This window comes from Streptomyces sp. NRRL S-37 (assembly GCF_000721605.1).
Lineage (GTDB): Bacteria > Actinomycetota > Actinomycetes > Streptomycetales > Streptomycetaceae > Streptomyces.
This window is the reverse complement of record NZ_JOIZ01000016.1, coordinates 140,972-156,116: the sequence shown is the minus strand read 5'-3', so window position 1 is coordinate 156,116 and position 15,145 is coordinate 140,972. Positions and strand designations below refer to the sequence as shown.

Genomic DNA, 15,145 nt, shown 5'->3' with positions numbered 1-15,145 from the left:
GCTCCGGTGAGGCGGTGACGCCGTGGCGCCTCAGCGGCCCAGCTCTTTGCGCGAGACGCGGCGCAGCCTGCGCCGCTGTGCGGGGTCCAGGGTGAGGTACGCGGCGGCCGGGACCCCCAGGATGATCAGAAGGGCGGCCCACCAGGGCAGCCAGACGAACAGAATCAGTCCGGCCGCCACACCCCCCGCGGCGATCTTGGCGTTCTTCGACATGAGTGTCGCCTCCTTCGCGGCCACTGCCGCTCTCTGCCGTGAAAACGGGCCCGCGCCCGCGACGGTTCCGGACCGCGGCCCTGAGACATCCCTGAGGCGCGACCCCTAAGGTCTTCGAGAGCCTGTCGGAGGGCTCCCGGGCGGGAGGCCCGACGCACCTTCATGGTGACCCGTCTCACAGCTCAGGCACATCCGGTCGGCGCCGACCGTGCTGTACCCTCGGCGATTCCAGCTTCACTAGTCAAGTTTGAGGAATCCTGTCATCACTGCGCAGACGACTCACCCGGTACTCTCCGCCGCACACTCCGCACACTCCGCACACTTCGAGCCGGCCGACTGTCCGGCCGTGTTCGTCCCGGGTGACCCCGCCCGTACCGGCCGGGTCGCGTTCTGGCGGCCCGACGGCTCGCCTCCGCCGACCGTGGACGCCGACGCGGCGTCGGCCGGGGAGCTGACCGTCGTGGTACCCGGCGACGACGGGATCGAGGCGGTGCGTGTGCCCGCCACCGTGCTGCCGGTACGCGACGCGCTCCCGTTCCTCACACGCGCGCGGGCCGGTGGTGCCGGGCACCGGGCCACCCGGTTCTGGGGCGCCGCAGCCGTGCACGCCCTGCACCTGGTGGCGCGCGGTCTGCTGCTGCCCGGCCTCTCCCCCGCCGACCACGACGCCTGGCGCGTCGGACCGCTGGACGCGGAGGACGTCGAGGCGATCCGCCGGCTCGCCGCGGCGATGCCGCCGGAGGCGCACGCGACGCCGCTGGACGGCACCGTGCCGCCGCGGCTGCCCGACCCCGAACGGCTGCTGCGCGCCTTCCTCGACGCGGTCGCCGACACCCTCCCCCGCTCCCCCGCCGCCCGTCTCGCGACCGGCACCGCCGCCTTCGCGGTACCGGAGCCGCAACGGCTGCCCGAACTGCGGACCTGGGCCGCCGGCATCGCCGCCGGCCACGACGCCGGCGTACGGCTGTCGCTGCGGATCGAGGCGCGCGGGCTCACGGACGCGGCCGACGCCGCGGACGTGTCGTTCCGCGCCGTCCTCCAGATGCACGGCGTGCACGACCCCGCGCTCGTCGCGGACGCCGGCGAGGTGTGGGCCGGCGCCTTCGACGCGGCCTTCGACTCCCGCGCGCGGATGGACGCCCTGCTCGCGCTCCGCCGCGCGGCACGGGCCTGGGCGCCGCTCACCCCCTTGTTGTCGGCGACCGTACCGGACGCGGTGGACCTCGCGCAGGAGGAGATCGCCGAACTCCTCGGCGAAGGCGGCCGGGCACTCGCCGGCGCGGGCGTCGACGTGCACTGGCCCAGGGAACTGGTCCGGGAGCTCACCACCCGCGCGGAGGTCGGTCCCGCAGACGACGGGCCCGGGCCCGGGAGGGCCGGGTCCACGGACGGGCCGTCGTTCCTGTCCGCCGACGCGCTGCTCGCCTTCGACTGGTGGTTCGCCCTGGGCGACCGGCGGCTCACGCGCGAGGAACTGGACCGGCTGGCCGAGGCGAACCGCCCCCTCGTGCGGCTGCGCGACCAGTGGGTCCTGATCGACCCGCGGGAACTGGCCCGGGCCCGTGCGCGCCAGGACCGCACGATCACGCCGGTCGACGCGCTCGGCGCGGCCCTGACAGGCTCCGTGGAGGTCGACGGCGGCCGGATCGAGGTCCGGCCCACCGGGTGGCTGGCGGCTCTGCGGGACCGGCTCGCGGACCCCGAGGCGCAGGAGCCCGTCGAGCAGCCCGCCGCGCTCGCCGCCACGCTGCGGGACTACCAGCGGCGCGGCCTGAACTGGCTGGCCCGGACGACCTCCCTGGGCCTGGGCTGCTGTCTCGCCGACGACATGGGGCTCGGCAAGACCATCACCCTGATCGCCCTGCATCTGCACCGTCAGACCGATCCGGAGTCCGCGGGCCCCACGCTCGTGGTCTGCCCGACCTCCCTGATGGGCAACTGGCAGCGGGAGATCGAGCGGTTCGCGCCCGGCACCCCGGTGCGCCGCTTCCACGGCGCGCGGCGGACGCTGGACGACGTGGCCGACGGCGAGGTGGTGCTCACCACGTACGGCACCATGCGGCTGGACGCCCCCCGGCTCGCCGGGGTCCCCTGGGGCATGGTCGTCACCGACGAGGCCCAGCACGTGAAGAACCCGTACTCCTCGACGGCCCGTCAACTGCGTTCCGTCGGCGCACGCGCGCGTGTGGCGCTCACCGGCACGCCGGTGGAGAACAACCTGTCGGAACTGTGGGCGATCCTCGACTGGACGACCCCCGGCCTGCTGGGCCGGCTCGGCACCTTCCGGCGGCGGTACGCGGACGCCGTCGAGGGCGGGCAGGACCCGGCCGCGGCGGACCGGCTGGCCCGTCTGGTACGGCCGTTCCTGCTGCGCCGCCGCAAGTCGGACCCCGGGATCGCGCCCGAGCTGCCGCCCAAGACGGAGACCGATCACGCGGTGTCGCTCACCCAGGAGCAGACGGCGCTGTACGAGGCCGTGGTGCGCGAGGCGATGGCCGAGATCGCGGGCGCCGGCAGTATGGCGCGGCGCGGGCTGATCGTGAAGCTGCTGACCGGCCTGAAGCAGATCTGCAACCACCCGGCGCAGTTCCTCAAGGAGGAGCGGCCGGTGGTCGCCGGGAGGTCCGGGAAGCTGGAGCTGCTGGACGAACTCCTCGACACGGTCCTCACCGAGCGGGCCGGCATCCTGGTGTTCACACAGTACGTGCGGATGGCGCGGCTGCTGGAACGGCACCTGGCCGCGCGGGGCGTGCCGACGCAGTTCCTGCACGGCGGCACGCCGGTCGCCGAGCGCGAGGCGATGGTGCGCCGTTTCCAGGACGGCGAGGTCCCGGTCTTCCTGCTGTCGCTGAAGGCGGCGGGCACGGGGCTGAACCTCACCCGCGCGGAGCACGTCGTGCACTACGACCGCTGGTGGAACCCCGCCGTCGAGGCGCAGGCGACGGACCGCGCGTACCGCATCGGCCAGACCCGGCCGGTGCAGGTGCACCGCATCATCGCCGAGGGAACCATCGAGGACCGTATCGCCGGGCTGCTGGAGCGCAAACGTGAACTGGCCGACGCGGTGCTCGGCTCCGGCGAGGCGGCGCTCACCGAACTGACCGACGCCGAGCTGGCGGAACTGGTCGGACTGCGAGGGGGACTGCGATGACCCGGTACGACGGTGACGAAGCCGGCGTGGAGCGCGTCTTCGCCGCGCTGCCGCCCGCGCGGGGGCGCGGTTTCGCGCAGAGCTGGTGGGGCCTGGCCTGGCTGACGGCGCTGGAGGGTACGGCGCTGGACTCCCGGCAGCTCAAGGCGGGCCGCGCGCTGGCACGCGCGGGCGCGGTCGGCGCGGTGTCCGTACGGCCGGGGCGCATCACGGCGGTCGTACTGGACCGGGACCGTACGGCCCACCGCGCGGACGTGCTGCTGCAGGAGCTGTCCGGGGAGCAGTGGGACCGGTTCCTGGCCATGACCGTGGAACGGGCCGGGCATGTCGCGGCGCTGCTCGACCGCGAGATGCCGACGCAGCTGGTCGAGGACGCGGAGCTGGCCGGGGTCGAACTGCTGCCGGGCCTGGGCGATCTGGAGCCGGAGTGCGACTGCGACGCCTGGGACCACTGCGGCCACACGGCGGCGCTGTGCTATCAGGTGGCCCGGCTGCTGGACCAGGACCCGTTCGTCCTGCTGCTGATGCGGGGGCGGGGTGAACGTGCCCTGCTGGACGCGCTCCAGGCCCGGGGCGACACGTCCGCCGGGCGGCCCGCCCAGGGCCCGGAAGGCGTGGACGCGGCCGAGGCGTACGCGGCCGGTGACATCCTGCCGTCGCTTCCCGGCGCCCCCGCCCTCCCCTCGGAGCCGGGGGTTCCGCCGTCGCTGGACACGGAGGCGGAGCCCGCGGCCGGGATCGATCCGCCCGCGCTGGAGTTCCTGGCCGCCCGGACCGCCGTACAGGCCCACCGGCTGCTGGCCCGGGCACTCCAGGACGGGCACGAACGGCAGCCCGTGGAACCGGAACCGGCCGTCGCGCGGGACGCGGTGCGGCTGGCCGCCGGGGAGCCCGGCGGCGCGGTGGCGGAGCGGCTCGCCGAGGGGTCGGGGCGCGGCCGGGAAGGGCTGGCCCTGGCCGTACGGGCCTGGCGGCACGGCGGTACGGCGGCCCTGGCCGTGCTCGACGAGGAGTGGACCGTGGACGGCGAACGGCTGGCACGTGCGCGTGCCGCCCTCGACTCGGCGTGGGAGGAGGACGAACGGCCGGTGCTCCGGGCCCGGGCCAACCGGTGGACGGTGGCCGGCGCGCCCGTCCAGCTACGCCTGGACCGCGAGGGACACTGGTGGCCGTACCGCGAGGAACGCGGCCGGTGGGTCCCGGCGGGGGATTCCTCCCAGGACCCGGCGACGGCACTGGCCACGGCGGAACGCGCACCCGAAAGGTAGCCGCCGGCGAGTTCGTCACCGCACCGAAGCCACGACCGGCCCGGCGGCCGTACCGCGAGGAACGCGGCCGCCGGACCCGGCAGGAGTTCCCGCGAGGATCCGGCGACGGTCTCGGCGGAAGGCCCCTCCAGGGGGTGGCCGTGTTCCGTGCGGTGTCGTCAGGGCAGTTCCAGGTCGCCCAGGGACGGCAGGAGCGACTCCAGGCCGCTCGGCAGCTCGCTCGGGAACCCGGACGGCAGTTCCGTGGGGAAACCGGAGGGGAGCCGGCTCGGGAGGCCGCTGGGCAGCTCGGAGGGGATGCCCAGGGACGGAGCGGGTGAGCCGCCGGTGCCCGTGCCGCTCTCGGTGGACTCCTTGTCCGGCGAGCCGTCGTCGCCCGTGGCCATCAGGACGACGAGGGACACGGCCACGACGGCGACGACGACGGCGAGCAGGAGGAGCACGAGCCTGCGCCCGCCGGGAGGGCGGGTCGGCGGCGCGCCGTCGTTCGGGGGTGGTCCGAAACTGCCGCCGTCCGGCGGCCGGGGCGGTACGGGTGGCGTGGCCATGCACACCATCGTCGCCGCGCACGGGGTCCGCGCGAGGACACTGCGCGGAAGTTGATACGGACTCAGGGCACGGGCGCCATGCTGACGGCGTACCCCACGCGGAGCGCGCGCCCGGCACAGCACCGTCCGCGCGACGGGCCTGGCCCGTACCGCTCGCGTGCGCCACGCGGTCGTACCGCGCGAGGGCGCACGCGGGATGCGTACCGGGCCGGTGCGTCCCGCGTCATCGCGCGGGACGCCGCCGCCGAGAGGCCCCACGTCGGCCCGGACGCACGCCACCGCGCGCGTGTGTGGTTCCGCGCGGTCGTCACGTCGGCCACGGCCGGGGGCGAACCGCACCTGGGGGCGCGGTCCGCCCGGACACGCGTGCGAGGGCGTGGCCGTCCCGTGGCAGGGGTGGGACGGGCACGCCCTCGCGGCCGGGGTTCAGCCCCGGGCGCCCAGCAGGTGGTCCATCGCCAGCTGGTCGAGGCGCTCGAAGGCCATGCCCCGCGCGGCGGCCTCGTCGACGTCGAAGTCCTCGAAGGCGGACCGGTCGTCGAGCAGGGCCTGGAGGCCGTCGGCCGCCGTGGGCTGGGCCAGCTGGTCCAGACGGGCCGCGCGCAGCGCCTCCTGCACCTCGGGGTCCGCGCGGAAGGCCGCCGCGCGCTCCTTGAGGATCAGGTAGTTGCGCATGCAGCCGGCCGCCGAGGCCCACACGCCGTCGAAGTCCTCGGTCCGCGGCGGCTTGAAGTCGAAGTGCCGCGGGCCCTCGTAGCCGGCCGACTCCAGCAGGTCCACCAGCCAGAACGCGGCGCGCAGGTCGCCCGCGCCGAAGCGGAGGTCCTGGTCGTACTTGATGCCGGACTGGCCGTTGAGGTCGATGTGGAAGAGCTTGCCCGCCCACAGTGCCTGCGCGATGCCGTGCGGGAAGTTCAGCCCGGCCATCTGCTCGTGGCCGACCTCCGGGTTGACGCCGTACAGCTCCGGGCGCTCCAGGCGCTCGATGAACGCCAGGGCGTGGCCGATGGTGGGCAGCAGGATGTCGCCGCGCGGCTCGTTCGGCTTGGGCTCGATGGCGAAGCGGATGTTGTAGCCCTGGGAGGTGACGTACTCGCCGAGCAGGTCGAAGGCCTCCTTCATGCGGTCGAGGGCGTCCCGCACGTCCTTGGCGCCACCGGACTCGGCGCCCTCACGACCGCCCCAGGCCACGTAGGTCTCGGCGCCGAGCTCGGCCGCGAGGTCGATGTTGCGGATGGTCTTGCGGAGCGCGTAGCGGCGCACGTCGCGGTCGTTGGCGGTGAAGCCGCCGTCCTTGAACACCGGGTGGGTGAACAGGTTGGTGGTGGCCATCGGCACCTTCATGCCGGTGTCGTCCAGCGCCTGCCGGAACCGCTTGATGTGCTCCTCGCGCTCGCTGTCGCTCGAGCCGAAGGGGATGAGGTCGTCGTCGTGGAACGTGACGCCGTGGGCGCCGAGCTCGGCCAGGCGCCGCACCGACTCGACCGGGTCGAGGGCACGCCGCGTGGCGTCACCGAAGGGGTCCCGTCCCTGCCAGCCGACGGTCCACAGTCCGAAGGTGAACTTGTCCTCGGGGGTGGGCTGGTAGTTCATGCCGCGGCTCCTCGCTCGCTGAGACTATTTCGTCATGGCGGTTTACAAATTAGTATGCAGGAACATTTCTGGGAAGAGACACACCCCGCCGAGTCGCGGAAGTGGGTCGCAGCAGAGGGAGAGACCGATGTCAGCAGCCGAGGGTCCGCTCGTCGTCGGCGTGGACACATCCACCCAGTCCACCAAGGCGCTGGTCGTCGACGTGGCCACCGGCCGGGTCGTCGCGAGCGGCCAGGCACCGCACACGGTGACCTCGGGGGCGGGCCGGGAGAGCGACCCGCGCCAGTGGTGGGACGCCCTGTCCGAGGCGCTGCGCCAGTGCGGCGAGGCGGCGCACGAGGCCGCCGCGGTGTCGATCGGCGGGCAGCAGCACGGCCTGGTCACCCTGGACGGGAACGGGGAGCCCGTCCGTCCGGCGCTGCTGTGGAACGACGTGCGTTCCGCGCCGCAGGGCCGCCGGCTGATCGAGGAGCTGGGCGGCGCGAAGTTCTGGGCCGAGCGCACCGGAAGCGTGCCCGCCGCCTCCTTCACGGTCACCAAGTGGGCCTGGCTGGCGGAGCACGAGCCGGACGCTGTGCGCGCCACCAAGGCGGTCCGGCTCCCCCACGACTACCTCACCGAGCGGCTCACCGGGCAGGGCACGACCGACCGCGGCGACGCCTCCGGCACCGGCTGGTGGGCCTCGGGGACGGAGGCGTACGACGAGGAGATCCTCGCGCACGTGGGGCTCGACCCGGCGCTGCTGCCGCGTGTGGTGCGGCCCGGCGAGGTGGCCGGGACCGTGCGCGACGGCCACGACCTGCCGTTCTCCAAGGGCACCCTGGTGGCGTGCGGCACCGGTGACAACGCCGCCGCCGCCCTGGGCCTCGGGGTGCGTCCCGGCACGCCGGTGATGAGCCTCGGCACCTCGGGCACGGTGTACGCGGTGACGCAGCGCAGGCCGGCCGACCCGACCGGCACGGTGGCGGGGTTCGCCGACGCGCGCGGCGACTGGCTGCCGCTGGCCTGCACGCTCAACTGCACGCTGGCCGTGGACCGGGTCGCGGCGCTGCTGAACCTGGACCGCGAGGCCGTCGAACCCGGACGCGGCGTCACGCTGCTGCCCTTCCTGGACGGCGAGCGCACCCCGAACCTGCCCAACTCCTCCGGCCTCCTGCACGGACTGCGCCACGACACCACCGGCGGACAGCTGCTCCAGGCCGCGTACGACGGTGCCGTGTACTCCCTGCTGGCCGCGCTGGACCTGGTCCTCGACGAGGACGCCGACCCGTCGGCGCCCCTGCTGCTGATCGGCGGCGGCGCCCGGGGCACTGCCTGGCAGCAGACCGTACGGCGGCTGTCGGGGCGGGCCGTGCAGGTGCCGCAGGCCAAGGAGCTGGTCGCGCTCGGTGCGGCGGCGCAGGCGGCCGGGCTGCTCACCGGGGAGGACCCGGCCGCGGTCGCCCGGCGCTGGGGCACGGCGGCGGGCCCGGTGCTGGAGGCCGTGGAGCGGGACGAGGAGACACTGGCCAGGCTGGCCGGGGTACTCTCCGACGCGGCCCCGCTGCTGGACCGCGGCACGGACACCGACTGACGATACCGACGGGCCGGCACCGGCCTGCGGGCACGGACCGCCGGACACCGGCCCACCGGCATGGACCGGCAGGCACCCACCTGCCGGCACCGACCCACCGGCACGAGCCCGCGGGCACGGACCGCAGGCGGGCACCGGCCCGCCGACACCAGCCGACGGGCACGAACCGACCGGCGCGTGCCAGCAGGCACCTGCCCACCGGCACGGACCGGCCGACGTCGGCCGACAGGCCGACCACGGCCGCAGAGACCGAGGAACGACGGAGGAATGAGCGCACCGCCGCACAAGACCCGCCCGGCCGGTCCGGGGCGCGCGCTGCCCGACACCCAGCAGGGCATGCGCCGCCGCAACCTCTCGCGGGTGATGCACGCCGTCAGCGCCGAGGGCCCGCTGTCCCGGGCCACCGTCGCCTCCCGCATCGGCCTGACCCGCGCGGCGGTGTCCACGCTGGTCGACGAGCTCATCCGCTCGGGACTGCTGGAGGAGCTGGGCCCCGAGCGGCCCGGCCGCGTGGGCCGTCCCGGCTCGGCGCTCGCCGTCAGCGGGCGCGGCCCCGCGGGGATCGGCGCCGAGATCGGCGTCGACCATCTCGCGGTCTGCGCGGTCGACCTGCGCGGACGGGTCCGGTCGCGGGCGGTGCGGCACGTCCCGAACCGGGACCGCTCCCCCGGGCCGGTACTCGGGGAACTCACCGAGCTGATAGAGCGGGTGGTCGCCGAGGCGGAGGGCGAGGGCCTGTGGCCGGCGGGGCTCGCCGTGGCCGTACCGGGTCTGGTGGCCCGTGACGCCCGGACCGTCGTACGCGCCCCGAACCTCGGCTGGCTCGACACGGACCTCGGCGACCTGCTCCCGGCGGGCCTGCCGCTCACCGTGGCCAACGAGGCCAACTTCGGCGCACTGGCCGAACTGTGGCTCGGCGAGGACACCCCGCGCGACTTCCTCCATGTCTCCGCCGAGATCGGTATCGGTGCCGCGGTCGTCGTGGACGGGCGGCTGCTGCACGGAAACCGCGGCTTCGCGGGCGAGCTGGGCCATGTACCGGTACGGCCGGACGGACCGGAGTGCGCCTGCGGCGGACGGGGCTGTCTGGAGCAGTACGCCGGCGAGGAGGCGGTGCTGCGCGCGGCCGGACTGGAGCCGGGCGAGGACCGCGTCGGCCTCCTCGCGGGCCGCGCCGAACAGGGCGACACGAACGTGCGGCGCGCCCTGGAGGACGCGGGAACGGCGCTCGGGATCGCCCTGACCGGGGCGGTCAACCTGCTGGACCCCGAGAGCGTGGTGCTGGGCGGAGCCCTGTCCGGGCTCGCGCCCTGGCTGCTGCCGTCGCTCCGCTCCGAACTGGCCCGCCGCACCGCGGGGCCGGCCTGTCCCGTCTCCGTGTCCCCGCTGGGCCCCGAGGGCCCGCTGCTGGGCGCGGCGCACTCGGTGGTGCGGGGGGTCCTGGACGACCCGGCGGCGGTGGCCGAACGGGCCTGACACGCGGGCCACGCGGACACGTCTTCCCTCGGATTCCGCACGAAGCCGCGCGGGGGCGTCGCCGCCGCGCGGCGGCCGTCACGGTCGCACACGGGGACGGGAACGCCGTACCAGGTCACGAGCTTCCCGGCTGCCATGACATGATCACGGGTCAGCTTCTCGCCGGGGTTCCGGCGGTCTCACCACCTCACCGCTCGATTACGAATCGCCCAACTCCTGGTGTCCGGACGTTGAGCAGGCAACGATGAGGGCATGACACCGGCGCAGCGAGCCATGGAGCGACTGCTCACCTGGTCCGATCTCACGGCCTGTCCGGCCGGCTGCGGTACGGGGCAGGCCCTCCGCACCGCCCGTGCCGAGATCGTCCACTTCCACTCCGCGCGGGACGTGGACCTCCACCTCACCCGTCGCGCCATCCAGCGCTTCCACTACGACCTGGGCGGGTCGAGCGCGATACAAGTGGTCCCGGGTTCCGACTGGGTGACGGTGCATCTGGACTGCGCCACGGACGTGGACCTGCTGCTCAGCCTGGTGAGCGTCGCCCTCAAGGCGCACCAGAACAGGCCCCCGTCCGCATCGGCGGCACCGGCGGGGTGCAACTTCCACCGCGTCACCGTGCTGCCGCGCGACGCGGTGGCCGACCGCTGAACCACGCTCCGCGCGGTGGCCTCACGGCCGCAGACCGCCGACGATGTCGGCGGTCGCCGTGAGGCCGCTGTGGATCGTGGGCGCGATGCTCGTACTGGCCAGATAGAAACCGAGCAGCAGACAGACCAGCGCGTGGGAGATCTTCAGCCCGCCGTTGCGCAGGAAGATCACCGCAAGGACCGCCAGCAGCAGCACCACAGAGATGGAAATGGCCATCGTCAACCTCCTCCGCCACATCCGTTTCGCGGCGTTCGGCCGCAAGTGTGGCGTAACGGAAGGTTCGTCCGGGCGGCTGACCTGTCCTCCGAACGTGTGGTGTCACGCCCTCCGGCAGGCGTCGAGGAAGGATTCGAGCCCCGCGAGGTCGTCGGTGTTGAGGTGGTCGACGTCCGCCGCCACCAGTTCGCCCCAGAGCGCGTCGCGGGCGGGGCCCGGCAGGTCGGGGGTGGCCCAGAACCGTACCCGCTGCCCGTGCGTGTGGGCGGTGCCCACGATGTCGCGGAGTTTCCGGCGCTCGGCGTCGGGAAAGGCGCCGACGCCCTGCCAGGTGAAGTTGAGCGTCCAGTTGTCGCTGATCAGCGGGACGAAGGAGGCCGGTGCGGTGCTGCCGAGGTCGCTGAGCCGGCCGTCGTAGAAGGCGCGGCGCACCCGTTGGGCCTCCATGGGCGCGCGGGCCGCGCGGTCGCCGGAGACGACGGCGGTGACCGGTCCGGGCAGCACCCTGCCGTGCGCGCAGGTGGTGAACAGGTTCCGGTAGCGGCTCAGCCGTCGGTCGAGTTCGAGGTAGGTGGCCGCACCTTCGGTCTTGATGTCGATCAGCAGTTGGAGCGCCTTGCGGTGCCCGCGGTACACCGAGCCGTGGTGGGCGCGGACCCGGGCGGCGAGCGGGTCGAGGTAGAGGGATTCGAGGGTGCGGGACGGGTCGAGGTCCTCGGGGTCGTGGGCGACGAGGAGTCGGCCGTCGACCAGGTAGACGTCGGCCTCGACGCTGCCGAAGCGGTGGTCGAGGGCGTCGAGGAGGGGGCGGGGGTGCTCGTAGTCGTTGTGGGCGTGGGCTCGCCACAACGGGCGTGGCCGGTGTTTCCGTTCGCCGGCCAGTGCCTGCGCCGCGGGGAGGGCGGCGGTGCCGGCGAGGGCGGCGCCGAGGGTGGTGAGGGCTCTGCGACGGGTGGTGAGGGCCATGCTCTGCCTCCCTGGAAGGACCGTACGGGACCAGGGAGAGTATGAGGCTCACGGGTGGCCAATGAGCAGGACGATGCGGGGAGTTGGCCGATCCGCCGTCGGTCGTTCACCTCACCGGAGCGGGGTGCGCGGAAGAAGCCCGCCCCCGGAGGGGCGGGCTTCTTCCGTCGTCCGGCCGGTCAGGGTGCTCTCAGATCGACCAGTTCCGCCAGCGCCTCGCGGTGGGCGCCCGCCGTGCCGTAGGCGATCGAGTCGGCCTTGGCGCGCTTGAGGTGCAGGTGCACCGGATGCTCCCAGGTCATGCCGATGCCGCCGTGCAGTTGCAGTGCCTCCTCCGCGGCCCGGACCGCGACGGGCGCGGCGTAGGCCTGGGCGACGGTGACCGCCACGGCGGTGTCCTCGCCGGTCGCGAGCGCGTCGGCGGCGCCCCGCGCGGCGGCGCGGAGGCTGACGACCTCCAGCCAGAGCTGGGCGAGCCGGTGCTTGAGCGCCTGGAAGCCCCCGACGGGGCGGTTGAACTGCGTGCGGTCCTTCAGGTAGCGGACGGTCTCCGTCAGCGACCATTCGGCGGAGCCGAGTTGCTCCGAGGCGAGCAGTCCGGCGCCGGCCCGCAGGGCACGGGGTACGGCGGTTCCCGCGTCACCCAGCCTGCGTCCGGGCGCGCCGTCCAGGGTCACCCGGGCCACCGGACGGGTCAGGTCCAGGGAGACCTGCGGGGTGACGGCGGCCGCGCCGGCCTCCACCGCGTACAGCCCGCCGTCGTCCGCCGGCACGAGCAGCACGTCGGCGACGGCGGCGTCCGCGATGCCGGTCAGCTCCCCGTGCAGTACGCCGTCCTCCAGCCGTACGGTGGTGAACGCGGCGCCGGGAGCGGTGTGCAGGCCGACGGCGAGGACACCGATGCGGCGCCCGGACGCCAGCTCGGCCAGCGGTTCACCGCCGTCCTCGCACGCCAGCAGCGCCTCAGTGGCCACCACGGCGCTCGTCAGATACGGCACGGGAGCGACCGCGCGTCCCAACTCCTCCAGGACGACGGCGGCTTCGCGGTGGGTGGCGCCCTGGCCGCCCCGGTCCTCGGGGACCAGCAGGCCGGCGAGGCCCATGCCGTCCGCGAGCGTCTTCCACAGGGACAGGTCGTGCGGGGTGTCCGACTCGGTACGGGCGATCACGCCCGCCGCGTCGCAGTGGTCGGTGAGCAGGTCCCGGACGGCGGCGCGCAGCGCCTCTTCCTCCTCCGAGTACAGGAGATCGCTCATCGGGCCAGGTCCTTCCATGCGACGTCCTTGTCGGTGCGCGGCTCGGCGGGCAGGCCCAGGACGCGCTCGGCGACGATGTTCAGCAGGACCTCGCTGGTCCCGCCCTCGATGCTGTTGCCCTTGGAGCGGAGGTAGCGGTAGCCGGCGTCACGGCCGGTGAAGTCGACCAGTTCGGGGCGGCGCATGGTCCAGTCGTCGTACAGCAGGCCCTCCTCGCCCCGCAGTTCCACCTCCAGGCCGCTGATCTCCTGGTTGAGGCGGGCGAAGGCCAGTTTCATGCCGGCGCCCTCGGGGCCGGGCTGTCCGGCGACGAGCTGCTGGCGCAGGCGTTCGCCGGTGAGCCGGGCGACCTCCGCCTCGACCCAGAGCCTCAGCAGCCGCTGGTGCAGGTCGTGGGTGCGCAGTCCGGGCCGTTCGCGCCAGGTCTTCGCGACCGGGCCGATCATGCCGCCCTCGCGGGGCAGCCGCATGCCGCCGATGGCGACGCGTTCGTTGTTCAGGGTGGTCTGCGCGACCCGCCAGCCGTCGCCGGCCTCGCCGAGGCGGTGGGCGTCGGGGATGCGGACGCCGGTGAGGAAGACCTCGTTGAACTCGGCCTCGCCGGTGATCTGGCGCAGTGGCCGCACCTCGACACCGGGGTCGGTCATGTCGCAGACGAAGTAGGTGATGCCCCGGTGCTTGGGTACGTCCGGGTCGGTGCGGGCGATGAGGATGGCCCAGCGGGCGAGGTGGGCGCTGGACGTCCACACCTTCTGCCCGTCGACCACCCAGTCGTCGCCCTCCCGGACGGCACGCGTGCCGAGGGCGGCCAGGTCGGACCCGGCGCCGGGCTCGCTGAAGAGCTGGCACCAGACCTCCTCGCCGGTCCACAGGGGCTTCAGGAAGCGCCGCTTCTGCTCCTCGGTGCCGTACTGGAGGATGGTCGGCGCGGCCATGCCCAGGCCGATGCCGATGCGGCGCGGGTCGTTGTCGGGTGCCCCGGCGGCCGCCAGCTCGGCGTCCACGACGGCCTGGAGCGAACGCGGGAGACCGAGTCCGCCGAGCCCTTCGGGGAAGTGAACCCAGGCGAGTCCGGCGTCGAAGCGGGCGCGCAGGAAGTCCAGGCGCTCCGTGCCGGCCGGAGGGTGCTCGGCCAGGAAGTCCCGGGTGATGCGGCGCAGTTCGGCGGTGTCGGTCATGTGGCGGCTCCGTTCTCCGTCGGGGGCAGCACGGCGACGCGTCCGGTGGTGACACCGTCGGCGACCCGCTGCACGGCGTCGGCGGCCCCGGTGAGCGGTACGCGCTCGCTCACCAGCGGCTTGATCGCGCCCCGCGCGGCGAGTTCGGTGAGCTGCTCGTGGCAGTGCCGGACCAGCTCGGGGTTCTTGGTGTTGTACAGGCCCCAGTGCAGGCCGAGGATCGCGTAGTTCTTGACGAGGGCGTGGTTCAGGGCGGGGCTGGGGATGGATCCGCTCGCGAAGCCGACGACGACGATCCGGCCCTCGAAGGCGACGGCCTTGGCGGACTGGGCGTAGGCCTGGCCGCCGACGGGGTCGTAGATCACGTCGGCGCCCCGGCCGCCGGTGGCCTCCTTCACGGCGGCGACGACGTCCTGCTCGTGCCGGTCGATCACCACGTCGCAGCCCAGTTCACGGGCGACGGTCGCCTTCGCGGCGCCGCCGGCCACGCCGATGACGGTGGCGCCGGCGGCCTTGCCGAGCTGTACGGCCGCACTGCCGACCCCTCCGGCGGCGGCGTGGACGAGGAGGGTCTCGCCGGCCTCCAGGCGGGCCCGGCGGTGCAGGCCGAACCAGCCGGTCTGGTAGCCGATGTGCAGGGCGGCGGCCTCGGCGTCGTCCAGTGCGTCCGGCGCGGGCAGCAGCGCGGCGGCGTCCGCGACGGCGTACTCGGCGAAGCCGCCGTGGGGCAGCGCGGGGTTGGCGATCACGCGGCGCCCGTCCTCGGTCTCGCCGCAGATCTCCACGCCCGGGGTGAACGGCAGCGGTGGCCTGACCTGGTACTGGCCCCGGCACATCAGCGCGTCCGGGAAGTTGATGTTGGCGGCACGCACCTTCAGCAGAACCTGCCCGTCACCGGGTGCCGGCCGGGCCACCTCCGCAAGGCGCATCACCTCGCCCGGTTCGCCGAGCTCGTGCACTTGCCATGCCTGCATGCGGGGCCTCCACGGGAGCGTGAACGTCGGGTTCGCCTGACCGGATCCACCGCATACTAAGCGGTCGCTTGTCGATCAGGGAACC

At 74.2% G+C, this 15,145-nt stretch carries 13 protein-coding genes; 5 read left to right on the top strand and 8 right to left on the bottom strand.

Going from position 1 to position 15,145, the window contains the following annotated elements; genetic code table 11:
* Positions 1-30 precede the first annotated feature (30 nt).
* Entirely contained in the window at positions 31-213 is a 183-nt protein-coding gene (locus IH50_RS0123300) for a hypothetical protein (RefSeq protein ID WP_030865582.1), read from the bottom strand.
* A gap of 346 nt (positions 214-559) precedes the next feature.
* On the opposite strand from IH50_RS0123300, the gene IH50_RS0123295 reads away from it, so the two are divergent.
* Together IH50_RS0123295 and IH50_RS0123290 are read left to right on the top strand one after the other, a co-directional pair.
* Complete coding sequence (locus IH50_RS0123295; protein ID WP_078914074.1) at positions 560-3,364, top strand: DEAD/DEAH box helicase; 2,805 nt, start codon at positions 560-562, stop codon at positions 3,362-3,364.
* Complete coding sequence (locus IH50_RS0123290; protein WP_030865579.1) at positions 3,361-4,632, top strand: SWF or SNF family helicase; 1,272 nt, start codon at positions 3,361-3,363, stop codon at positions 4,630-4,632. The genes IH50_RS0123295 and IH50_RS0123290 overlap by 4 nt, the downstream gene beginning before the upstream one ends.
* Positions 4,633-4,790: 158 nt before the next feature.
* Here the strand turns inward: IH50_RS0123290 and IH50_RS42090 are convergent, their stop codons facing one another.
* Together IH50_RS42090 and xylA are read right to left on the bottom strand one after the other, a co-directional pair.
* Positions 4,791-5,180, bottom strand: a complete 390-nt coding sequence (locus tag IH50_RS42090) for a hypothetical protein (protein WP_199822123.1) — start codon at positions 5,178-5,180, stop codon at positions 4,791-4,793.
* Between the two features lie 426 nt (positions 5,181-5,606).
* The gene (xylA, locus tag IH50_RS0123280) at positions 5,607-6,773 is read right to left on the bottom strand and encodes a xylose isomerase (protein WP_030865575.1); all 1,167 of its coding nucleotides are present in this window, start codon (positions 6,771-6,773) and stop codon (positions 5,607-5,609) included.
* Between the two features lie 127 nt (positions 6,774-6,900).
* On the opposite strand from xylA, the gene xylB reads away from it, so the two are divergent.
* The 3 genes from xylB to IH50_RS0123265 all read left to right on the top strand — a co-directional run bounded on the left by xylB (position 6,901) and on the right by IH50_RS0123265 (position 10,470).
* Positions 6,901-8,346, top strand: coding sequence for a xylulokinase (gene xylB / locus IH50_RS0123275; protein WP_030865571.1), 1,446 nt, complete (start codon positions 6,901-6,903; stop codon positions 8,344-8,346).
* 267 nt (positions 8,347-8,613) lie between these two features.
* Positions 8,614-9,822: an ROK family transcriptional regulator gene (locus tag IH50_RS0123270; RefSeq protein ID WP_030865568.1), complete on the top strand. Its 1,209-nt coding sequence runs from the start codon at positions 8,614-8,616 to the stop codon at positions 9,820-9,822.
* Positions 9,823-10,074: 252 nt separating this feature from the next.
* Positions 10,075-10,470 carry a luciferase family protein gene (locus IH50_RS0123265; protein WP_030865565.1) on the top strand — a complete coding sequence of 132 codons (396 nt, stop codon included), beginning with the start codon at positions 10,075-10,077 and terminating at the stop codon, positions 10,468-10,470.
* A 21-nt stretch (positions 10,471-10,491) separates the two neighbouring features.
* Here IH50_RS0123265 and IH50_RS0123260 read toward each other — a convergent pair whose 3' ends face one another.
* The 5 genes from IH50_RS0123260 to IH50_RS0123240 all read right to left on the bottom strand — a co-directional run bounded on the left by IH50_RS0123260 (position 10,492) and on the right by IH50_RS0123240 (position 15,060).
* A complete protein-coding gene (locus IH50_RS0123260) occupies positions 10,492-10,686 on the bottom strand; it encodes a hypothetical protein (protein WP_030865562.1) in 195 nt (64 codons plus the stop codon).
* A gap of 102 nt (positions 10,687-10,788) precedes the next feature.
* On the bottom strand, positions 10,789-11,652 hold the full coding sequence (locus tag IH50_RS0123255; protein WP_030865557.1) for a phosphatidylinositol-specific phospholipase C/glycerophosphodiester phosphodiesterase family protein: 864 nt from the start codon (positions 11,650-11,652) through the stop codon (positions 10,789-10,791).
* A gap of 179 nt (positions 11,653-11,831) precedes the next feature.
* Positions 11,832-12,908 (bottom strand): acyl-CoA dehydrogenase family protein, encoded by a 1,077-nt coding sequence (locus tag IH50_RS0123250; RefSeq protein ID WP_030865555.1) that lies wholly within the window; start codon positions 12,906-12,908, stop codon positions 11,832-11,834.
* Entirely contained in the window at positions 12,905-14,086 is a 1,182-nt protein-coding gene (locus tag IH50_RS0123245) for an acyl-CoA dehydrogenase family protein (RefSeq protein ID WP_030865552.1), read from the bottom strand. The genes IH50_RS0123250 and IH50_RS0123245 overlap by 4 nt, the downstream gene beginning before the upstream one ends.
* Positions 14,083-15,060, bottom strand: coding sequence for an NADPH:quinone oxidoreductase family protein (locus IH50_RS0123240; protein WP_030865549.1), 978 nt, complete (start codon positions 15,058-15,060; stop codon positions 14,083-14,085). The genes IH50_RS0123245 and IH50_RS0123240 overlap by 4 nt, the downstream gene beginning before the upstream one ends.
* Positions 15,061-15,145: the final 85 nt, after the last annotated feature.